16 protein-coding genes and 1 pseudogene are annotated in these 20715 nt (G+C 74.1%); 8 read left to right on the forward strand and 9 right to left on the reverse strand.

What is annotated here, in order from left to right; genetic code table 11:
* The first annotated feature begins 114 nt into the window (after positions 1 to 114).
* Positions 115 to 1281 carry a PLP-dependent cysteine synthase family protein gene (locus ACZ45T_RS11600; protein ID WP_468439902.1) on the forward strand — a complete coding sequence of 389 codons (1167 nt, stop codon included), beginning with the start codon at positions 115 to 117 and terminating at the stop codon, positions 1279 to 1281.
* A 128-nt stretch (positions 1282 to 1409) separates the two neighbouring features.
* On the opposite strand, the gene ACZ45T_RS11605 is transcribed toward ACZ45T_RS11600, so the two are convergent.
* Positions 1410 to 1898: an SRPBCC family protein gene (locus tag ACZ45T_RS11605; RefSeq protein WP_468439904.1), complete on the reverse strand. Its 489-nt coding sequence runs from the start codon at positions 1896 to 1898 to the stop codon at positions 1410 to 1412.
* Between the two features lie 231 nt (positions 1899 to 2129).
* Between ACZ45T_RS11605 and ACZ45T_RS11610 the strand changes: the two genes are divergently transcribed.
* A complete protein-coding gene (locus ACZ45T_RS11610) occupies positions 2130 to 4520 on the forward strand; it encodes a hypothetical protein (RefSeq protein WP_468440058.1) in 2391 nt (796 codons plus the stop codon).
* Here ACZ45T_RS11610 and ACZ45T_RS11615 read toward each other — a convergent pair.
* The 5 genes from ACZ45T_RS11615 to ACZ45T_RS11635 form a co-directional block, all read right to left on the reverse strand.
* Positions 4471 to 6918: a right-handed parallel beta-helix repeat-containing protein gene (locus ACZ45T_RS11615; RefSeq protein ID WP_468439906.1), complete on the reverse strand. Its 2448-nt coding sequence runs from the start codon at positions 6916 to 6918 to the stop codon at positions 4471 to 4473. The genes ACZ45T_RS11610 and ACZ45T_RS11615 overlap by 50 nt on opposite strands.
* A 162-nt stretch (positions 6919 to 7080) precedes the next feature.
* Positions 7081 to 7695, reverse strand: coding sequence for an Rv1733c family protein (locus tag ACZ45T_RS11620; RefSeq protein WP_468439908.1), 615 nt, complete (start codon positions 7693 to 7695; stop codon positions 7081 to 7083).
* A gap of 159 nt (positions 7696 to 7854) precedes the next feature.
* Complete coding sequence (locus ACZ45T_RS11625) at positions 7855 to 8679, reverse strand: MOSC domain-containing protein (RefSeq protein ID WP_468439910.1); 825 nt, start codon at positions 8677 to 8679, stop codon at positions 7855 to 7857.
* A gap of 49 nt (positions 8680 to 8728) precedes the next feature.
* Positions 8729 to 9235 carry a DUF6643 family protein gene (locus ACZ45T_RS11630; RefSeq protein ID WP_468439912.1) on the reverse strand — a complete coding sequence of 169 codons (507 nt, stop codon included), beginning with the start codon at positions 9233 to 9235 and terminating at the stop codon, positions 8729 to 8731.
* Between the two features lie 246 nt (positions 9236 to 9481).
* The gene (locus tag ACZ45T_RS11635; RefSeq protein ID WP_468439914.1) at positions 9482 to 10660 is read right to left on the reverse strand and encodes a glycosyltransferase; all 1179 of its coding nucleotides are present in this window, start codon (positions 10658 to 10660) and stop codon (positions 9482 to 9484) included.
* 395 nt (positions 10661 to 11055) lie between these two features.
* Between ACZ45T_RS11635 and ACZ45T_RS11640 the strand changes: the two genes are divergently transcribed.
* Together ACZ45T_RS11640 and ACZ45T_RS11645 are read left to right on the forward strand one after the other, a co-directional pair.
* Positions 11056 to 11847 carry a glutamate racemase gene (locus ACZ45T_RS11640; protein WP_468439916.1) on the forward strand — a complete coding sequence of 264 codons (792 nt, stop codon included), beginning with the start codon at positions 11056 to 11058 and terminating at the stop codon, positions 11845 to 11847.
* Positions 11848 to 11982: 135 nt separating this feature from the next.
* A complete protein-coding gene (locus ACZ45T_RS11645; protein ID WP_468439918.1) occupies positions 11983 to 13608 on the forward strand; it encodes an ABC-F family ATP-binding cassette domain-containing protein in 1626 nt (541 codons plus the stop codon).
* Here ACZ45T_RS11645 and ACZ45T_RS11650 read toward each other — a convergent pair.
* Positions 13563 to 14528 (reverse strand): ADP-ribosylglycohydrolase family protein, encoded by a 966-nt coding sequence (locus tag ACZ45T_RS11650; RefSeq protein WP_468439920.1) that lies wholly within the window; start codon positions 14526 to 14528, stop codon positions 13563 to 13565. The genes ACZ45T_RS11645 and ACZ45T_RS11650 overlap by 46 nt on opposite strands.
* A gap of 125 nt (positions 14529 to 14653) precedes the next feature.
* Between ACZ45T_RS11650 and ACZ45T_RS11655 the strand changes: the two genes are divergently transcribed.
* The 4 genes from ACZ45T_RS11655 (at position 14654) to ACZ45T_RS11670 (ending at position 18644) form a co-directional block, all read left to right on the forward strand.
* On the forward strand, positions 14654 to 15169 hold the full coding sequence (locus tag ACZ45T_RS11655) for a hypothetical protein (RefSeq protein WP_468439922.1): 516 nt from the start codon (positions 14654 to 14656) through the stop codon (positions 15167 to 15169).
* Between the two features lie 64 nt (positions 15170 to 15233).
* The gene (gene lnt, locus ACZ45T_RS11660; protein WP_468439924.1) at positions 15234 to 16859 is read left to right on the forward strand and encodes an apolipoprotein N-acyltransferase; all 1626 of its coding nucleotides are present in this window, start codon (positions 15234 to 15236) and stop codon (positions 16857 to 16859) included.
* Between the two features lie 37 nt (positions 16860 to 16896).
* A complete protein-coding gene (locus ACZ45T_RS11665) occupies positions 16897 to 17382 on the forward strand; it encodes an NUDIX hydrolase (RefSeq protein ID WP_468439926.1) in 486 nt (161 codons plus the stop codon).
* Between the two features lie 143 nt (positions 17383 to 17525).
* On the forward strand, positions 17526 to 18644 hold the full coding sequence (locus ACZ45T_RS11670; protein WP_468439928.1) for an acyltransferase family protein: 1119 nt from the start codon (positions 17526 to 17528) through the stop codon (positions 18642 to 18644).
* Between the two features lie 3 nt (positions 18645 to 18647).
* Here ACZ45T_RS11670 and ACZ45T_RS11675 read toward each other — a convergent pair whose 3' ends face one another.
* Both ACZ45T_RS11675 and ACZ45T_RS11680 read right to left on the reverse strand, forming a co-directional pair.
* Positions 18648 to 19424, reverse strand: coding sequence for a trypsin-like serine peptidase (locus ACZ45T_RS11675; RefSeq protein ID WP_468439930.1), 777 nt, complete (start codon positions 19422 to 19424; stop codon positions 18648 to 18650).
* Positions 19425 to 19561: 137 nt separating this feature from the next.
* Positions 19562 to 20651: pseudogene (locus tag ACZ45T_RS11680) on the reverse strand (hypothetical protein).
* Positions 20652 to 20715: the final 64 nt, after the last annotated feature.

Consider the following 20715-nt stretch of genomic DNA (forward strand, 5'->3'; position numbering starts at 1 on the left):
ACCGAACGCGATCGAAAGCGATCCGCATGGAAACCCAAAGTGACTGTTTGTGCAGGTGAGGGAGGTACATTGCGAAAGCAGGGGGCGAAATACACCCACGAAGGAGCACGGCGCATGAGCACCACCGGCACTACCGGTACCAGCGGCACCACCACTGCCGCGGGTGCCACGACGGTCACCACCATCGACGTCGACCGCAGCGACGCGGACTACCGCGCCTGGCTGAAGGAAGCCGTCCGCAAGGTCCAGGCGGACGCCAACCGCTCCGCCGACACCCACCTGCTGCGCTTCCCGCTCCCCGAGGCGTGGGGCATCGACCTCTACCTCAAGGACGAGTCCACGCACCCGACGGGCTCCCTCAAGCACCGCCTCGCGCGCTCGCTGTTCCTGTACGCGCTCTGCAACGGCTGGGTCCGCCCCGGCCGCCCGGTCATCGAGGCATCGTCCGGCTCGACCGCCGTCTCCGAGGCGTACTTCGCGAAGCTGATCGGTGTCCCCTTCATCGCCGTCATGCCGCGCACGACCAGCCCGGAGAAGTGCCGCCTCATCGAATTCCACGGCGGCGAGTGCCACTTCGTGGACGACCCGATGAAGATGTACGAGGAGTCCGCCGAGCTCGCCGCCCGTACGGGCGGGCACTACATGGACCAGTTCACGTACGCGGAGCGGGCCACCGACTGGCGCGGCAACAACAACATCGCGGAATCCATGTACCAGCAGCTGCGGCTGGAACGTTTCCCCGAGCCCGCGTGGATCGTGGCGACGGCCGGCACCGGCGGCACCTCGGCGACCATCGCCCGCTACGTGCACTACATGCAGCACGACACCCGCATCTGCGTCCCGGACCCGGAGAACTCCTGCTTCTTCGACGGCTGGACCCACAACGACCCGAACGCGAGCAGCGATTGCGGCTCACGCATCGAGGGCATCGGCCGACCGCGGATGGAGCCGAGCTTCGTGCCCGGCGCCATCGACCGGATGATGAGGGTCCCGGACGCGGCGAGCGTCGCCGCCTGCCGCGCCCTGGAGACGGCCATAGGACGCAAGGCGGGCGGTTCCACCGGCACGGGCCTGTGGAGCGCCCTGAAGATCATCTCGGAGATGGTGGCGGAGGGGCGTACGGGCAGCGTCGTCACCCTGCTCTGCGACCCGGGCGACCGTTACCTGGACAAGTACTACTCCGACGAGTGGCTGGCGGCCCAGCGGCTCGACATCGCCCCGTACGCGAAGACCATCGACACCCTTCTGACGACCGGTGTCTGGCGCGAGCCCACGGCCTGACGCCCGGTCGGGGCGGGGAGGCGCGGCGCCGTGCCAGGACGGTGACGAAATCGCGCTGCCCGCCCTCCACCGCGTGACCGGACACGCGGCGGCCGCGAACCGCTGAACCGGCCGCCGGCCCGCCCCGGTTACTGCTCCGCAGCCCGCCGGGCGCCCAGCCGCGCGTCCAGCGTGCGCACCGCCTGGCGGAAGGACTGGCCCAGGGCCGGGCGGGCGAGGGTGAGGCCGAGCCGGAAGGGGGCCGAGCCGTCCGCGGCGAAGGTCCAGCGGACGTGCGTGCCGGACCCGTGCGGGGTCAGCCGCCACTCCTCCAACAGGGCCCGGACGGCGGGGACGTTGGTCGTGTCGACCCGGTACGCGTAACGCTGCTCGGGATCCGCCGACATGATCGTCTCCTGGAAGCGGACGCCGCCCAGCAGCTTGATCTCGCGGCCCGCGCCGCCGTGCGTGGGGCGGGCCAGGGTGACCGCCCTGAACCACTGCGACCAGCCCGCCACTTCATCGGCCAGTGCCTGGTACACGGCCTCGGGCGGCGCCGCGGCCTCGGTGGCGAAGACCAGCCGTATCGGCGCGGCCTCGATGAAGTCCAGCCCCACCGGGCGGAGTCGGCGAGCCATGGCGGTACCCCCTGGTTGAGATTCCGAATGCGAGTTCCGAAGGTGAGAATCCGAACGTGCGCGCGACACCATAGCCGCACCTTCGGCAGAAGTCCGCACAGGCAAGGGGCCGATGTGGACGCGACGCTGGGCAGGCGCCCCGCCGGGCGGGATGCTGGAGTCTCCCCGGAGTTCGCCGAGACCGGAGTTCCCCGGGACCGCAGCCGGAGTTCGCCGAGACCGGAGGCCGCCGTGCCGGACACGCCCGTTCCGAAGCCGTCCGCGGCACCGCCGCCCCTGGCCCTCGAACTCCTGGTCCACGGAGTCGCCGGCGCCGCCCCCGCCGAACTGCTCGGCGACCCCCGCACCGTGCGCGTCACCGGAGACTCCACCGCGGCCGTCTTCCGCCGCACCGACGACGCCGACGCCGAGTCCCACCCGGAGCGGTACGCCGGGCGGCCCGTCCCCGAGGCCTACTGCTGGTCCCGGCTCACCTCCGGCAACGGCGCCCGCGCCCTGTGGCTGCTGCTCCTGCCCTTCATGGTGGTCAACCTCGCGCACTGGGCCCGGCCCGCCCCGGCCGCCGCCCGTCCCGCCCCGCGCGCGGTGCGCACGTACGGGGTCCTCGTACGGGTCCTCGCGCTCAGCCTGACCGTGCTGCTGATCGCGGCCGCCTGCGAGGTCGCGCTCGACCTCTTCGCCTGGCAGTGCGCGGGCTCCGCCACGTGTACCGGCTCCCGCTCCTGGCTCGGCTTCCTCGGGCCCGGCGGCGGCTGGTGGGCCCAGCCGGGACGCCGCCTCGCCCTCGGGGCACTGGTCCCCGCCGCCCTGACCGGGCTGCTCTGGTTCCTGTCGAACCGCACGTGGAGCGCCTACGAATCCCAGCCGCCGCCCGCGGGCGCCGCCGATCCTGACACCGCTTCGGACACCGCGCCCGCCCTCGGCCGCCCCGGGTTCTGGTACGGACGCCGCCTCGTGGCCCGGCTCCGCGCCGCGCACACCGCCGCCGGCCTGCTCACGGTCGCCGTGGCCGTCGCCGCGCCCACCCTGCGCCACGACCGGCGGGCCGGAGCCCCCGTCCTGGAAGCCCTCGGCTGGGCGGTGCAGGCGCTGCTCGCCGCCGGTGCGCTGGCCGTGGCCTGGGTCGTCTGCCGGCGCGGCCGCACCGAAGCCCGGCCCGACCACCGACTCGACCGAGTCGCCGTCACCCTGCTGCCCGGCGCCGCCCTGGCGCTGCTCGCCGCCGTGCTCCTGTACGCCTGCTGGTCGCGCCCCGGCTGGACCTCCGCCGGGCGGCTCCCCGGGGACTTCGCCTTCGGCGTGCTCATGCTGGGCCAAGGCCTGTGCGTACTCGCCCTCGCCGCCGTCGCCTCGTCCCTGTACCGCAGGGCCCCCGATCCGTCGGCCGCCCTGTACGGCCTCGGCGGGCCCGCCGTCGCCATGCTGGGCTGTGCGCTCGGCGGGGTGATGTCGGGCGGGGTCGCCCAGCGCGTCGCCGACTGGCTGGACGGCGGGGCCACGCCGGGCATGGCCGGCGCCCCGCTGGCCGGGCCGCCCGTGCTGCTGTCCTGGCAGGCCGCCGTGCTGCCTCCGCTGCTCCTCGTACTGGCCCTGCTCGCCGCCTGGTTCGCGGTGCGCGGAGCCCGGGACCGGCGGCGCCTCGCCGGGGCCGTGGCCGCCGAATACCCGGGGGAGACGCCGGACCCGGCGCGCAGCCGCCGGATCGCCGGGGCGCGGACCGCGGCCGCGCTCACCGACTCCGCGCCCTGGTTCGTGGCGGCCGTCTCCGGGATCACCCTGGTGCTCGGCGCGGGCGCGCTGGCCGGAGCCTGGCTCAGCGGGCAGGTCCCGGGCGAGGCGGCCCGCGGCACCCAGCCGCTGCTGGAGGGCGCCGCCCGCGCCGCCCAGGACGCCGGGTCCTGGCTCATCGGCTTCGGCATCGCCGTCTTCGTCACCTGGGGCCGGCGCGCCTACCGGGACCCGGCCGCCCGCCGGACCATCGGCATCCTGTGGGACGTCGGCACGTTCTGGCCGCGCGCCGCCCACCCCTTCGCGCCGCCCTGCTACGCCGAGCGCGCCGTCCCCGACCTGACCTGGCGGATGGCCGGCTGGACCGGCCGCACCGGCGGCCGCCTGGTGATCTCCGGTCACTCGCAGGGCAGCGTGCTCGCCGCGGCGGCCGTCTGGCAGCTGCCATCGCCCGTCCGCCGCCGGGTCGCCCTGCTCACCTACGGATCCCCGCTCGGGCGTCTCTACGGCCGCTGGTTCCCCGCCTACTTCGGCCCCGGGCCGCTCACCGCACTGCACGGCGAGCTCGACTGCTGGCGCAACCTCTGGCGGCCCACCGACCCCATCGGCGGCCCGGTCCTGCCCGGCACCGCCGAGGGCGTGGACCGGGGCCCGCTCGCCGACCCGATCGCCTACGGGCGCAGCGCCCGCCACCCGCTGCCCGCGCCGATCCTCGGCCACTGCGACTACCAGGCCGATCCGGCCTTCGCCGCGGAACGCGACGCCCTGCTCGCCTGGTTGGCCACGGCCGCCCGGGCCGGGGAGCCCCGCCCAGCGGTGGCCGGGGGAGTACCGGGTCAGCGCATCAGCACGGCGCGGGCAGCGCCGGAAGATCCGCCGGGAACAGCAGGGTGAGCTCGTCCGTACTCGGCTCCGACAGTTGGGCCACCCGCCCCGCGTGCCGCTCCACCATCGACTCGAAGGTCTGGCGCGCGGTGCGGCCGTTGCCGAAGGCCGGCCCCTTGGGCAGCTCGGTGAAGTACGTCAGCAGCGCCTGCGACGTACCCTCCCCGAGCCGGTACTCGTGCTCCTCCGCCTGTTGCTCCACGATCCGCAGCAGCTCCTCGGGCCCGTAGTCGCCGAAGGTGATGGTCCGGGAGAACCGCGAGGCCACACCCGGGTTGACGGTCAGGAAGCGGTCCATCTCGGCCGTGTACCCGGCGACGATCACCACCACCGCGTCCCGGTGGTCCTCCATCAGCTTCACCAGCGTGTCGATCGCCTCGCGCCCGAAGTCCCGCCCCGAGTCCTCCGGGGCCAGCGCGTACGCCTCGTCGATGAACAGCACCCCGCCGCGCGCCCGGTCGAAGGCCTCCTGCGTACGGATCGCCGTGGAGCCGATGTGCTCCCCGACCAGGTCCACCCGGGACACCTCGACCAGGTGCCCGCGCTCCAGCACCCCGAGGGAGGCGAGGATCTCCCCGTACAGCCGGGCGACCGTGGTCTTGCCCGTGCCGGGGGAGCCGGTGAAGACCAGGTGCCGGCGCACCGAGGCGGCCTTGAGGCCCGCCTGCTGCCGTCGCCGGCCCACCTCGATCATGTCCGTGAGGGCGCGCACCTCGCGTTTGACGCTGTCCAGTCCCACCAGCGCGTCGAGCTGCCCCAGCATCTCGCCGGAATTCCGGGCGGGCGCCGCCGGGCCGCCCTCGGGCCGGTCGGCGGGCCGCGGTACGGGGGCCTGCGCGGGCATCGCCACGGAGCTCTGGGCGGCGGTGGCCGTACGGATCCCCGCCTGAGCCCCGGCGAATCCGCCGCCCGGGGCCGACTGGGCCGCCAGGCGCGGGCCGGACTCGTCGCTGGTGCACTCCTCGGAGACCGGCCCGTCCTCCGCGAACTCGTAACCCCCGCGGGCGCAGCGCTCGGTGTGGCAACGCGTCAGCGTGGTGCGGGAGCCGTCGATGACGTGGAAGCCGAAACCGGAACTCCCCGTCACCCGGCAGGCCGTGAAGGTGCCTCGGCCGCCCGCCGACACGTAGAACCCGGCCTCGGCGGGGGAGGTGACCGTGCACCGCTCCAGGGACGGGTCGGCGCCCTTGGTGACGATCACACCGGTCTGGACGGCATCGATGGTGCAGTTGGCGAGGGTGCCGCCGCTGCCGTGGTCGCGGAACCAGGCCCCGGTGGCCGCCTCGCGGATCCGGCAGTCGTCGAGCTGCGCGGTGGCCCCGTCGCTCACCGAGACGGCGGTGTTGCGCACCTGGGACAGATCGCTGTCGACCACGTCGACGCGCGAGCCCCGGTCCAGCACGAACAGCGCGTCCGGCACGTCGTGCACCCGGCAGGAGTCGAGGGAGACGGTGGCCCCGTCACTGATCCACACCGCCGGATAGTCACCCGTACTGTCGTGGATCTCGCAGGACTCGGCGTCGACCCGGGTGCCCGGGTCCCACACGGACAGGCCGTTGCGGCCGAACCGGCGCACCGTGGTGCGGCTGAGGGTGAGCACCGAGCGGGACCGCAGATCGACCGCGTTCTCCGGGATGTCGTGGATGTCGCACCCGGCCAGGGTGAGCACGGCGTCGGTGTCGAGGGTGACCCCGTCGGCGGAGGTGCGGTGCACCGCGCAGTCGGTGAGCCGGGCCGTGGCGCGCGCGGCGATCTGCACCCCGGTGCCCTTGACCTCGTACACCTCGCAGCCCAGCGCCTCCAGGCCCGAACCCTCGCCGGTGACCCCGATGCCCGCGCCCGTGGCGTGGTGGATCCGGCAGCGCTCCAGCCGGGGACGGCCGCCGCCGCGCACCGAGACGCCGGTCTGCCCGGCGGCCACGACCTCGCACTCCTCGAACACCCCGCCGCCGCCGTCCAGTACGGCGATCCCCACACCGGTCGGATTCTCCACCGTGCACCGCCGCACGAGGGGCCGGGCCCCGGAGCCGCGCACCTCGATGCCGGCCGCCGAGCGGGTGCTCACCCGCAGGTCGGTGAGCTCGGGGGAGCCGTCCTCCACCAGCAGGGCGGGCGCCGCCCGGTCCTGGCCCTCCAGATACAGGTCCTGGACCACGGCCGAGGCGCGCACGGTCAGCGCGATCCCGTCGAGCGGGGCGATCCGCACGGACCCCAGCCCGCCCTCCGGCCCGCGCAGGGTGACGGCGTGGTGCAGCACCAGGTTCTCCCGGTAGGTGCCGGGAGGGATGGACAGCACGTCTCCGTCGCCCGCCACGGCGAGCGCGGCGGTCAGCGTCGGATACTCACCGGAGCGGCGCCGCCACCGCGAAGACCCGCCGTGCGTCACCTGGACCGTGCCCTGAACCATGGTGCTGTCGTGCCCCCACTCTCTTACTCGCGCTGCCGATGCGACCGAAGCCGCCGAAGACCGAAGCCACTGAAGTCCTGAGCCGATGAAGCCACTGGAGCCACGGGAGCGACCGGTCCGGCCGCCCCACCGTAGCGCGCGCGGAGCCGATGAGCTGCCAGGTCAACTGCCCGCGCCCGCCCGGCCCCAGTCGGGCCCCGCGGCCGCCCACGCCCGGTCCAGACGTATGTACCGCCAATGCATGAGCCTTCGTACGACCAGCCGCCGGACCGTCTCGACCAGCGCGGCCACACCGATCGCGGCGGCCAGGCCCGCGATCCCCGCGTGTAAGACGGCGACGGACGGGTCGAGCGGCTGCCCCACCACCCGGCCGTGCGTATCGGTCCATATCCGGAACCGGTCGCCGGGGTGCGGCGGTTCCTCCGCGGCCGGCACCGTGCCCTCGTGGCTGCTGCCGTCGGGCGCGGTCCACACGGCCACGATCTGCGTACGGTGCGGGGCCGTCCGCTGCGCCGACGGGTCGGCGGACATGCCCGGTCCGGCCGACTCCGGGGTCGGCCGGACCACCACCGCCGGAACGAGGTGGCGCTCCTGCCGCTGCGCGTGCGCGGCACGCTGCAGCGTGCCGTCCACCCGCAGCCCCGCGATCCACCCGACGGTCGGGGCCACCACCACCACACACACCAGCGCGGCGAACGCCACCCACGCCTCGAAGAGATCGGTCGGCCGGCGCAGCGGATTGCGCCGCCAACGCCACACACCCATTGCTGTCCGCACAGTCCGGCTCCCCCTGCCTCGGCCAGTCTCCGCCTGTTCACCTGTCCTGACTGATCCAACGGCTTGGTCGTGCCGGTTGGTTCCAACCTGGACGCGCGGCCCCCCGAAGGTGTCATTCCGGAGGGCCGGTCACTCACCCGGGGGCTCACCCCGGGCAGGTCAGTCAAGGATGTGGACCTCGTCGCCCACGCGCACCGTGCCCAGCCGCACCGGCACCAGCAGCCGACCGAAAGCCAGCGACTTGCCGATCCGCCGATGTGCGGCCAGGGTCTTCAGCGGCTCCTTGCCCCGCTCCGCCGTCCCCTGGTCGGTGGTGGTGACGATGCACCGGCCGCACTCCCGCGCCCCGCGGAAGACGGCGTCGCCGATCGCGATGCGTCGCCAGCCGTCCTCGGCCCACGCCTCGGCCCCGGAGACCACCACGTTGGGACGGAACCGGTTCATCGGCAGCGGCCCCTCCTCGGGGTGGTCCCCCTGCGCGATCAGCGAGTTGAGCGCGTCCAGCGAGGCGAGGGTGGCGATCAGCAGCGGATAGCCGTCGGCCAGGCTCACCGTCTCGCCCGGCAGCGCGTAATCCGGGTCCACGGGACGCCGTACGGCCGGATCGTCCAGGTGTACCAGCCGCGCCGGCACCCCGAGGTACGCGCTGAACCAGTCGGCCGCGGCGCTCGCCGCGACCACGGTCTCGACCTTCTTCCCGAACAGGACGACCGGCTCCAGCGGACCGGGCCCGGGCTCCTCCACCACCAGCTCCGCCATGCCCGGCGCCGACACCGCGATCCGGCCGCCGTCCAGCGGACGGGCCGACGCCAAGGCGAGCCGTGCATGGCGGCGTTGGGTCATGACCGTGCCCTCGGTGTCGACCAGCGCCCACCGCCGGTCCCCGGCCAGCCCCCAGGGCTCCACGACCACCTCGTCGGGAGCGGTCCCCGCTACCGACTTGACGGGATGGACGTGGAGGGCCTGAACGCGCAAGTTCGACATGGGAGCATCCTGCCAGCCCGCTCCGCCGCCCCGGGCGTGGGTGGACCGGTCAGTAGCCACGCCCCTGGTAGGGGCGGCCGTACGGGTCCTCGTACGAGGCGGCCGGCACCGGCGCGGGCACGGCCATCGGACGCGGGGCGGCCGGGCGCATGGCCTCGTACCCGGTGGCCGTCGCGACCGGACGGGGCTGCTGCGGCTGGGGCTGCGGTACGTACCCCCCTCGGGCGGCGAGCGGCTGCTGCTGCGGGATGTACGGGGCGGGCGCGTGCTGCAGCGGCATCGGCTGCGGAGCGGCCTGCTGCTGGTACGGGTATCCGTACGCCGGAGCCTGCTGCTGCGGCATCGCCGGCGGCAGCGCGGGCATCGCCGAGGCGAGGGCCGGCAGGTACCCACCGCTCGAATAGCCGGCGCTCGGGGAGTCGTAGGCGGCCGGGACGCGGATCGGGGCGATCTGCGGAGTGCCGCGTTCGGCGACGAGGGAGTCGTAGATGGGGGTGTCCGGGAAGGAGGGCGCGGAGTAGTAACCGCCGCCATAAGTGGAGCGGGGGGAGGTCATGGGACCTAAGTTAAGCCCACGACTTCACCGGGTCCATAGCGAGGTGTCGTCAACACCGCCCTGACCTGCATATTCGCAGGTCAGAGCCACACCTTTCACTTGACGTTCACGTGCACGATTCGCCACTTCCACCCCATCTTGTTCCTACTCGTACTCACCGGTTGTGTGTTGCACCGACTTGGTGCTGACGGAGCGTCACAACGCGGTGACCTCGGATGACTCTGTTTCGGGCAGCAGTTCGCCGTTTCAGGCGTCGCTCGGCCGGGCATAGGTACGGCCCTTCCACGACGCGCCGCGGCCCCGGTAGTGCTGGACGGCCGAGTCGACGGTCATCAGGAGGTACAGCAGCGCCGTGAACGGAAGCAGCGGCGCGAGCGCGATCGGCAGCCGGTAGTAGCGCAGCATCGGCGCGTAGGTGCCGGACATCAGCAGCCAGGCCAGGCCGCCGGCCCACGCGACGGCGGGGTGTCCGGTCGCGAGACCCGCCAGGAGGGCGACCGGGGGCACGAGGTAGACCAGCACCAGCCCGGCGACCGTCCCGGCCAGCAGCAGGGGCTGGTGGCGCAGTTGCGCGTAGGCGCTGCGCGAGACCATCCGCCACAGGTCCGCGAGCGCGGGGTACGGGCGCACGCTGTCCACCCGCTCCGCCAGTCCGAGCCAGATCCGGCCCCCGGAGCGGTGGACCGCGCGGGCCAGGGAGACGTCGTCGATGACGGCCTGGCGGATGGAGTCGGGCACCCCCGCCCGCACCGCTGCCTCCGTGCGCAGCAGTACGCAGCCGCCGGCGGCCGCAGCGGTCCGGGCGCCGGGGCGGTTGATCCGGCGGAAGGGGTAGAGCTGGGCGAAGAAGTAGACGAACGCCGGTACGACGAGCCGCTCCCAGAGGCCGGCGACGCGCAGCCGGGCCATCTGGGAGACGAGGTCGAGGCCGGCGGAGGTCGCGGCGGCGACCAGCTCGCGCAGGCTGTCGGGCTCGTGCGCGATGTCGGCGTCGGTGAGGAGGAGGTAGTCGGGCTCGGTGGCCTGCGACGTGCGGGCGAGCGCGATCCCGTGCCGGAGCGCCCAGAGCTTGCCGGTCCAGCCGGCGGCGGGCTCGCCGGGGGAGGTCACGGTGAGGGGGAGCCCCGGGTGCTCCCGGGCGAGCCGGAGTGCGAGGGCGCCGGTGCCGTCCGTACTGCCGTCGTCGACGAGGACGATCTCGGCCTCGCCGGGATAGTCCTGGGCGAGGAGCGAGGGAAGGCTCCGGGGCAGCACCTCGGCCTCGTCCCTGGCCGGGACGACGATCGCGACGGACGGCCAGTGGGTGGGGGCGGTGCGCGGGGGGAGGCGGACGTCGGTCCGCCAGAACATGCCCTGGGCGAGGGTGAGCCAGAGCCAGGCGGCGAGGGAGGCGTAGGCCGCGCAGGCGGCGGTGAGGAGGCCCATGGCGGCAGTGTGCCGCGCCGGGGCGGGCCTGTCGCGCATCTGCCTCCCGGCGGGGCGGCGGTCGGGGCGGTGGTTACCGCCGGCCCGGCCGGGTGCGGCGTCGCTTCCTGGGGCTCCGCCCCGGACCCCGCGCCTCAAGCGCCGGCGGGGCTGGGTTTGTGCGGCCGGATCACCCGGGTCGGTGGCTTCGGGGTGGGGCGGTGCCCCTGCGGGGGCTCTCCTCGGCTTGCGAACCTTGGCGGGGTCGGGGCCTGGGGCGGTGGTTGGTTCGCCGCGCCTGCGGGGAGCCCCCGCAGTGTCTCCGCCCCACGGCCCCTGGTGCGAGACGGGGCGGATCGGCCCGGGTGTTGCGGCCGGCGGGCCCGGAGGGGACCGGTGTCGATTAAGGTGGCCGGGTGAAGATCGCGCTCATGGACTCCGGAATCGGCCTCATCGCGGCGGCCGCGGCAGTGCGGCGGCTGCGGCCGGACGCGGATCTGGTGCTGTCCTCCGACCCCGACGGGATGCCCTGGGGGCCGCGGACCCCGGCCGACCTCACCGAGCGGGCGCTCGCCGTCGCGCGGGCCGCCGCCGAGCACCGCCCGGACGCGCTGATCGTGGCCTGCAACACCGCTTCCGTGCACGCCCTGGACACGATGCGGGCGGAACTGGAGCCCGGCATCCCGGTCATCGGGACCGTGCCGGCGATCAAGCCCGCCGCGGCCGCCGGCGGCCGCGTGGCGATCTGGGCCACCCCCGCCACCACCGGCAGCCACTACCAGCGCGGACTGATCCGCGACTTCGCCACCGGGGCCCGGGTCACCGAGGTGCCCTGCCCCGGCCTCGCCGACGCGGTGGAGGCGGCCGACGACGCCGCCGTGACGGCCGCCGTCGCCGCGGCCGCCGCGCTGACCCCGGCCGATGTCACCGACGTGGTGCTCGGCTGCACGCACTACGAGCTCGTCGAGGCTCCGATCCGGGCCGCCCTCGCCGCGCGGACACTGGGAGCCGAATTCGTCTTCCACGGTTCCGCCGAGGCCGTCGCCTTCCAGGCGCTGCGCCGTCTCGGCGCCCGGCCCGAGCCCGCGCTGCCCCGCACGGGCGGACTGACCGTCCTGCACAGCGGGCGCGAAGGCGCCCTTCCCGCCGCCGCGCTCGGGTACGCCGAGGGCCGACTGCTCGCGGGGCAGGGCGCACCCGTCGGATAGCCGCAGCCTGCATCTCCTCTGGCGAGACGATTCGTTTTGCGTAACCACCGGGCCTCGTCTATTTTTGCCCATGAAACGAGACGCGACGTTTCGTCTCGTAGTTTTCATTGGCGTCGTCGATCGAAGGGACCGCCCTTGCGTGCTCCACTCGCCTTCACCCAGATCGTCCTGTCCGAGGTCACCAAGGGCTACGGCACCCACGTCGTCCCGGACCGCGTCAGCTGCACGGTCCGGCCCGGCGAGCGGGTCGGTGTCGTCGGCGACAACGGCTCCGGCAAGTCCACCCTGCTCCGGCTCCTCGCCGGACGGGAGCGGCCCGACCACGGGGAGGTCACCGTCACCGCGCCCGGCGGCGTCGGACACCTCGCGCAGACCCTCGACCTCCCGCCGACCGCCCGCGTCGGCGACGCCGTCGACCTCGCGCTCGCCGACCTGCGCGCCCTGGAACGCCGGATCCGCGCCGCCGAATCCCTCCTGCACCGGGCCGGCCCCGAGGAGCTCACCGCGTACGCGGAACTCCTCGCCGCCCACGAGGCCCGCGGCGGCCGCGATGCCGAACGGCGCGTCGCGACCACCCTGCGCCGTCTCGGCGAACGCGCCGCGCTCGACCCGGACCGCCGGCTCGGCACCCTGTCCGGCGGCCAGCGCTCCCGCCTCGCGCTCGCCGCCGCCCTCGCCGCCGAGCCGGAACTCCTGCTGCTCGACGAACCGACCAACGACCTCGACGACGAGGCGGTCGGCTGGCTGGAGGAGCGCCTGCGCGGCCACCGCGGAACCGTCGTCGCCGTCACCCACGACCGGCTCTTCCTCGACCGCGTCACGACCGCCATCCTGGAGGTGGACCAGGGCCGCCGGACGGTACGCCGCTACGGCAACGGCTACGCCGGGTTCCTGACCGCCCGCGCCGCCGAACGGGCCCGCCGGCAGCGGGAGCACGAGGAGTGGCGCGAGGAGGTGCGGAGCGCCGAGAAGCTCGCCGACACCAACATCGGGCGGTTCGCCGCGATCCCGCGCAAGCTGCCCCGCGGCTTCAGCGGAGCCGGGGCCTTCCGCGCCCGATCGCGGACCCACGGCGCCGCGAGCCGCATCCGCGCCGCCCGCGAACGGCTGCACCGGCTGACCGAGAACCCGGTTCTGCCGCCCCCGCGGCCGCTCAGTTTCACCGGGCGGTTCACCGCGGGCTCCGCCGGGGCGGTGGAGCTGGCCGGTGCGGCCGTGCCGGGACGGCTCGCACCGGTCTCGCTGACCCTCGCGCCGGGGGAACGGCTCCTGGTGACCGGGCCCAACGGGGCGGGCAAGTCCACCCTGTTGCACCTGCTGGCCGGTGAACGGGGGTCCGCGCAAGGCCTCGTACGCACACCCCCGCGGGTGGGGCTGCTCCGGCAGGACGACCCCTGGGCGCGTGAACTCCGCTCGGCGGTCGAGGTGTTCGGCCAGGAGTACGCCGACCAGGTCGCGGCACACGGACTGCTCGCCCCGGAGGACCTCACCCGGCCGGTACGCGCCCTCTCGGCCGGCCAGCGCCGCAAGCTGGAGCTGGCCCGGCTGGTGGCGCGACCGCTCGACCTGCTGCTTCTGGACGAGCCGACGAACCACCTGGCCCCGGCGGTGGTGGAGGAACTGGAGGCGGCCCTGACCCACTTCGCCGGGACCCTGGTCCTGGTCACGCACGACCGACGGCTCCGCGCGACCTTCCAGGGCCGCCGCCTGGAACTTCAGCCGGATCCGGCCGCCGCCGGAAAGCGCCCGGCAAGCCGCTGAGCCAGCCCGCGCAGGTCCGCTGCGTCCAGGACCCGGCCCCCGAACCCCGGCAGCGGCACGTGGAGCGCGGCCGTCCAGTGCTCGGGTATCGCCCCTTGGCCGTACCGGGCCCCGGCCAGGATCCCCGTCACCGCGGCCACCGTGTCGGTGTCCCCGCCCAGGTCCACGGCGGCCCGTACCGCGTCCGCGAACCCGGCGGTCGTCCGCAGCGCCCACACCGCCGAGCCCAGACAGGGCCACACGGCCCCGTTGAACTCGGTGGCCAGGCCGGGGTGCCAGTCGGGAGCGAGCACACGGCCGTACCGCGCGCGGTGCTCCGGGTGCACCGCGGCGAGCGCCGCGGGGAGGGCGGCCAGCGGATCGGCTCCGCCCAGGGCGACGCGCACGAGCTCGTGGAGCACCGCCGTCCCCTCCCATGCGGCCCGGTCGCCATGCGTCAGCGCCGCGAGCCGCCGGGCGGCGTCCATGGTCCCCGCCTGCCCGGCGGCGGCGAAGTACACCGCCGAGGTCGCCGCCCGCATCAGGGAACCGTTGCCCGCTGCCCGGGCGTTGATCTGGAAGTGCAGGGCCGCGGCGAAGTCCCACGGCTCGCCGTTCGTCAGCACGTCCTCGGTCTGGAGACCGATGTCCTTGGGCTCGCCGGCCGCCCACCGCTGGAACCGGGCGAAGACGTCCGGGAGATCGAGGCCGCCCCGCTCCAGCAGGGACTCGCCGACGAGGACGGCCATCTGCGTATCGTCGGTCGCCTCGCCCGGGTCCCAGCCGCCGCCCCCGCACATCTCCTCGCCGCGCGCGGTCAGCTGACCCGCCGGGCCGAACTCGTACGGCGCCCCGAGCGCGTCGCCCGCCGCCGAGCCCAGTACGGCTCCCACGGCCCGGTCGAGTCGGGTGGTCACGGCGTCGCCTCGGTCCGGATTCACGCCGCCAGCCTAGGGGCAGCCGGGATCGGGGACCCTGCGGGCGGCTCGGCGGCGGGATGGCGGGCGGTGAACCGAGTGGGCGAGAGACGGTGGCGGCCGTGCGGAACGTGAGTACGCTGCTACACATGACGGGTCACCCCCCGGGTCCGCTCTGGACGGGCCGGGCCTCCAACCGTGCGCAGTGGTTTCTCGCAGCGGCCGGTGCGGCCTGCGTGGCGCTCGGCATCGAACTCGCCGTCGACAACGCCTGGACCTCCGGCTTCGTCCCCCTCCTGATGGCCGTGATCGGCTGCCTCGCCGCCGGGCTGCTCATCCTCTACGGCACGCTCGCCTTCGTGTACGTCGCCGTCACCGTCGACTCCGAGGCCCTGGAAGTGCGCTGCGGCCACATCGGGCTGCCGCGCCGCAAGATCCGGCTCGCCGAGGTGGCCTCCGCCGAGTTCCTCCCGCGCATCACCCCGCAGCAGTGGGGCGGCTGGGGCTACCGCTGGCGCCCCGAGAAGGGCACCGCGGTGATCGTCCGGCGCGGCGAGGGAGTGGAGCTCAAGCTCGGCGACGGGAAGCTGTTCACGGTCACCGTCGACGACGCCGAGAACGCCGTCCTGGTCATCCGCGCCCACCTGCGAGCCCTCGCCCGCTAGGACACCGTCCTTGTCCCACCCGCGCTTACCAGCGCTTCGTCCGAGGGGACGTACACTCCGCCAGATGAGCAGCAGTGTCACCCGCACGGCCGGGAACGAGCCCGTGGAGCCCGTCGACCGAGCCGAGGGCGCCCCCGGAACCGAAGGTGCCGCATCCCCCTGGTGGGGGACACGGAAGGGATTCTGGCTGGCGCGCGCACCGCTCGCCGCCCTCTCCGGGGTGCTGCTCTACCTCAGCTTCCCGCCCCGCCCCCTGTGGTGGCTGGCTCCCTTCGCCCTCGCCCTGCTCGCCGGCTGCCTGTACGGCCGCCGCGCCCGGGCCGGCCTCGGCCTCGGCTTCCTCGCCGGGCTCGGCTACCTCCTGCCGCTGCTCGTCTGGACCGGCGAGGAGGTCGGCCCGGTGCCCTGGCTGGCGCTGGCCGCGCTCGAAGCCCTGCTCATCGGCCTGACCGGTCTCGGTATCGCCCTCGTCAGCCGGCTCCCGGCCTGGCCGCTGTTCGCCGCCGCCGTCTGGGTCGCGGGTGAGGCGCTGCGCGCCCGGGCGCCCTTCGGCGGATTCCCGTGGGGCAAGCTCGCCTTCGGACAGGCCGACGGCGTCTTCACCCCGCTCGCCGCCCTCGGCGGCACACCCCTGCTCTCCTTCGGCGTCGCGCTCTGCGGATTCGGCCTCTGCGAAGCCGTGCGCATCGCCCGCAACCACCCCGGCCGCACCACCGCCGCGCTGGCCGCGCTCACCATCGCCGCGCCGATCGGCGCCGGCCTCGCCGCCCGCCCGCTGGTCTCCGACGCGGCCGAGGACGGCACCGTCGTGGCCGCCGTCATCCAGGGCAACGTGCCGCGCCTCGGCCTCGACTTCAACGCCCAGCGCCGCCAGGTCCTGGACAACCACGCCAACCGGACCGTCCAGCTCGCCGAGGACGTCCGGGCGGGCCGCGCCCCCAAGCCCGACTTCGTCGTCTGGCCGGAGAACTCCTCCGACCTCGACCCGTACGCGCAGCCCGACGCGTACGAGGCCATCGACCGTGCCGTCAAGGCCATCGGCGTGCCCGTCGCCATCGGCGCGGTGGTGTCCCCGGAGACGGGGCCGCTGCGCAACACGATGATCCTCTGGGACCCGGTCGCGGGCCCCACCGACACCTACGACAAGCGCAAGATCCAGCCCTTCGGCGAGCGCATCCCGATGCGCTCCTTCGTCCGGCTCTTCAGCTCCGACGTGGACCGGGTGCGCCGCGACTTCGGGCCCGGCAAGGACCCCGGCGTCTTCGACATGGCCGGCAGCGGCGTCGGCATGGTCACCTGCTTCGAGGCCGCCTTCGACGACGCCGTCCGCTCCACCGTCCAGGACGGCGCCCAGGTGATCGCCGTACCCAGCAACAACGCCACTTTCGGCCGGACCCAGATGACCTACCAGCAGCTCGCCATGGACCGGGTCCGTGCCGTCGAGCACAGCCGGACCGTCCTCGTCCCCGTCACCAGCGGGGTCAGCGCGGTGATCCGACCCGACGGGAAGATCACCGCCCAGACCAAGATGTTCACCGCGGACGCGCTGGTCGCCGAGATCCCGCTGCGTTCCAGCCGGACCCCCGCCACCGTCGTCGGACCGCTGCCGGAGTACGCGCTGCTGGTTCTCGCCGCGGGCGGGCTCGGCTGGATCCTGACCCGCCGGGTTCGCGCCCGCCGCACGGCCTGAGGCGGGGGCCGGCGCGGTGGCCTCGTAGGGTCGGGGGATGACCACTCCCGATTTCATCCGCGAGATCCGTGCCACCGCCGGCCACCGGCTGCTCCTGCTGCCCGGAGTCACGGCCATCGTCCTCGACGACCGGGGCCGGGTGCTGCTCGGCCGGCGCTCCGACACCGGGCGGTGGTCCGTGGTCGGAGGCATCGCAGAACCGGGGGAGCAGCCCGCCGAGACCGCCGTGCGCGAGGTGTACGAGGAGACGGCGGTGCGCTGCGTTCCGGAGCGGGTGGTGCTCGTCCAGATGCTGGAGCCGATCACCTACCCCAACGGGGACGTCTGCCAGTTCCAGGACATCACCTTCCGCTGCCGCGCGACCGGCGGCGAGGCGCGGGCCAACGACCACGAGTCCCTGGAGGTCGCCTGGTTCGAAGTGGACGCGTTGCCGCCGCTGGAGCCCTTCGCCCTGGACCGGATCCACCGGGCCCTGCGGGACGAGCCCACCTGGTTCGAAGTGCCCGCAGAGATCGCCGAGTAGCGGCGCGCTACAGTTCCGCAGATCCGACGGCTGTATTCGGACAGTCGTTCTTTCGAAGGGGCGGTCGAGTGATGGGCGTGCGCAGTTCGGCCGGAGAGGCGCAGCCGGGCGTCCGTAGGCCTGCCGGAGCCCCCGGATCGCGCTTGGCGGTCCTCGACGGCGTCCGGGTCCTCGCCGCACTCGCCGTGCTCTTCTACCACTACGTGGTCCTCGCGAGCGCCTGGGGCGAACCGCCGGCCGGCATCTTCCCGAACGCCCACCGGTTCGCCGTCTACGGCTGGCTCGGCGTCGAGATCTTCTTCCTGGTCAGCGGCTTCGTCATATGTATGAGCGCCTGGGGCCGCACCGTGGGCGATTTCGCGGTGTCCCGGGTCTCGCGGCTCTTCCCCGCCTACTGGGCGGGCGTGGCCTTCACCTCCCTCGTGCTGTTCAACTGGCCCGAGGTGCGGCGGGTCAAGGAGGTCAGCGACGTCGTGGTGAACCTGTCGATGCTCCAGGGCGGCATGGGGGTGCCCCACATGGACGACGCGTACTGGACCCTCTTCGTCGAGCTCAAGTTCTACGTACTGTTCGCGGTCGTCGTCATGCGCGGCGTGACCTACCGCAACTGCGTCCTCTTCTGCGGGCTCTGGACCCTCGCCGGCGTCGTGGCCCCGAGCGCGGACAACGGCGTGCTGTCCTTCTTCGCGGTCCCGTCCTCCTCCCCCTACTTCATCGCCGGAATCGCCTTCTACCTGATGCGCCGCTTCCGGCCGAACGCCGTCCTGTGGGGCGTGGCCGGCACCCAGTTCCTCCTCGCGCAGCACCACGTGCAGGACCGCATGGTCGCCAGCCTGGGCCGGAGCGCGGCCGAGCAGACGCCCGCCTGGCCCGCCCATGTGATCATCGCGCTCGGCTTCATCCTCATGGCGGCCATAGCGCTCGGCGCCTTCGACGGCGTCCGATGGAGCTGGCTCCCGCACGTCGGAGCGATCACCTACCCGCTGTACCTGATCCACATGATGGCCGGGCTGACGCTCATCCATCACTTCCGCGCCGAGGTGGCGCCCGTGCCCCTGGTCATCGGCGTGACCGCCGTCATGCTGACGCTCGCCTGGCTCATCCACCGGCTCGTCGAACGCCCGCTGAGCCGTGCGCTGCGCGACGGCCTGCGCCGCGGCGTGGAGGACATCCGCGCGCAGACCCCGCGCCGGCCGTCGCTCGACCTGCTTCCCGCCCAGCCCTCCGCGCCCGCCGCGGAACGCCTCCCGGTCGGCCGCTGACCGTCAGCCGGCGTCGGCGGCCTCCCGGTACAGCTCCACGGCCTGGTCGCCCATCACCGCGCTGTACGAGACCTCCGGCACGGTCCCGCCGCCCTCGTAGCCGCCCAGCACCCCGGCCACGGCGCCGTCCACCAGCCAGGGGCTGCCACTGGTGCCGCCGCTGAGGTCGGGGCAGTCGATCCGGCGCTGGGTCCCCGACAGGAGAGCGGTGGTGTTGGCGCAGCGCAGCGGGTTCTCCGCGGTCCGCGGATAGCCGATGACCGTCACCGCGGCGTCGTCCGGCTGCTCGGCGGCGACCGGGAAACCGCCCACCAGGTCCTCGACCCTCGTGTTCCGGCCGCCCTCCACCGGGGCCACCGTCGCGAAGGCGATGTCGGCGTCCGGGTCCTGGCCGTCCGTCCAGCCCGGGGCGACGTGCACGCCGGTGACCTTCCAGACGCCGTAGGGGGCCTTTCCGTCCCGGTAGCCCGGCGCGAAGACGGTGGTGTACGGGCTGTCGAGGCAGTGCGCGGCGGTGGCGATCACGTCGCCGTCGTCGCTGTGCACCACGGCGGCGGTGCAGAAGTGCCCGCCGTCGAGCCCGTCCGCGAAGAGCGCGCCCACCCGGTCCGCCGTGGCGTCGGGCAGCGCCTGCGCGGTGACGCCGAGCGGCGGCTGCGCCCCGGCGTCGGGCAGGTCCACGCCGATCAGCGCGGCCATCGCCGTCAGCGCGAGCAGAATCCGTGACGCCCGCCGCGCACGGGTGCGCCGGGCCGGTCGGTGGAGCGTGCGGTGGATCATGACCCCACCTTGCCCACCGAAACTGTGTCCGGAGCCCGGGATTCCGTATGAATCCGCTGTGAATCCCGTGAAGCCGCTGTGCAGGACATCCCCGCGGCCGGGGCGGAACCGAGGGCTTGTGTCCCGCGGATCGGGCCCTAGACGCGGCGCTCGTACACCGTCACCCGGCGGCCCCGGACCTGCCGGTCCTCCACCACCGTGAAGTCCTCCCGCAGGACGGCCGCCTTCGCCTTGTCGCGCTCCGCCGACGGCGCCTTCGCGACCTTCGCCGAGTCCGTCACCAGCAGCACCCGCCGCCGCCCGCGCAGCTCCGCCCGGATCCGCGCCGGGTCGGCCTCCTCGCCCTTGAGGGTGGCCGAGGCGACCGGGTCCACGGCCAGCGCGATGTCGGCCAGGCCCGTGAAGGCGCCGGGGGAGACCAGTGCCGTGTCCCGCCGCGCGGCCGGGACGAACAGCACCGCGTCCCCGTCCCGCTTCAGCCGGGCCACCTCACCGGCCGCCGACAGGACGTCGTCGACCCGGCTCGCCGGGGCCCGCTTGCCCAGCTCGACCGGCAGCAGGGCCAGCACCGCGACCCCCACCACACCCGGTACGAGCAGGCCCGCCGCCTTCGGGAAGCGGGGTGCGCAGGCCCGTACGGCGGCGCCCAGGGCCGCACCGATCAGCAGCGCCAGACCCAGCATGGCGAACAGCACGTACCGGTCCAGGAACAGGGGCTGGACCAGCGAGATCCCGATCAGCCCGAGCTGCGGCACCGCCAGCAGCGGCAGCCCGACCGCCGCCGCCGACAGACGACCCGCGCGGGGCCGGTCCGCCCACGCCCCGAGGCCGCCGATCGCGAGGAGGATCCCCGGCCCGATCAGCATGTGCCAGGTCAGCGGCGGTATCCACGACACCTGGTCGGACTGGCTCCGGCTGAACAGGATCAGCGGCAGCGCCCCCGCCACCGCGCCGCCGCCGTACGCCGCCCAGCGCAGCCACACACCGCGCCCGGCCCGTAGAAGAGGCCGTGCATCAGCAGGTAGTAGAACCCGTGCACGGCGTCGACGTTGCCGAGCATGTCCCAGATCTCGCCCGCGACCGCCCGGCCACCTGCCAGGTCGCCGCCTCGTCCCGCCACACGCTGTCCTGCCGCGAGAGCCCCCAGAGGCCGAACGCCAAGGTCCACAGGAACGGGACCAGCCATATGAGAAGCCCGCGTCGGGCCGCGGGTATGTGGCAAAGCATGAAGGTGCTGGGATCCTCGGTCTGGCGTTCGGGCGGAAGACACCAGTCTATGGACGCCACGGAG

It is taken from the genome of Streptomyces sp. NPDC030995 (genome assembly GCF_055571215.1).

Coding starts and splice junctions, on each gene's coding strand:
- ACZ45T_RS11625 (WP_468439910.1), bottom strand. CDS start 8,679: ATGTCGAACTTGCGCGTTCAGGCCCTCCACGTCCATCCCGTCAAGTCG.
- ACZ45T_RS11605 (WP_468439904.1), bottom strand. CDS start 1,898: ATGGCTCGCCGACTCCGCCCGGTGGGGCTGGACTTCATCGAGGCCGCG.
- ACZ45T_RS11655 (WP_468439922.1), top strand. CDS start 14,654: ATGACGGGTCACCCCCCGGGTCCGCTCTGGACGGGCCGGGCCTCCAAC.
- ACZ45T_RS11630 (WP_468439912.1), bottom strand. CDS start 9,235: ATGACCTCCCCCCGCTCCACTTATGGCGGCGGTTACTACTCCGCGCCC.
- lnt (WP_468439924.1), top strand. CDS start 15,234: ATGAGCAGCAGTGTCACCCGCACGGCCGGGAACGAGCCCGTGGAGCCC.
- ACZ45T_RS11665 (WP_468439926.1), top strand. CDS start 16,897: ATGACCACTCCCGATTTCATCCGCGAGATCCGTGCCACCGCCGGCCAC.
- ACZ45T_RS11675 (WP_468439930.1), bottom strand. CDS start 19,424: ATGATCCACCGCACGCTCCACCGACCGGCCCGGCGCACCCGTGCGCGG.
- ACZ45T_RS11615 (WP_468439906.1), bottom strand. CDS start 6,918: ATGGTTCAGGGCACGGTCCAGGTGACGCACGGCGGGTCTTCGCGGTGG.
- ACZ45T_RS11635 (WP_468439914.1), bottom strand. CDS start 10,660: ATGGGCCTCCTCACCGCCGCCTGCGCGGCCTACGCCTCCCTCGCCGCC.
- ACZ45T_RS11600 (WP_468439902.1), top strand. CDS start 115: ATGAGCACCACCGGCACTACCGGTACCAGCGGCACCACCACTGCCGCG.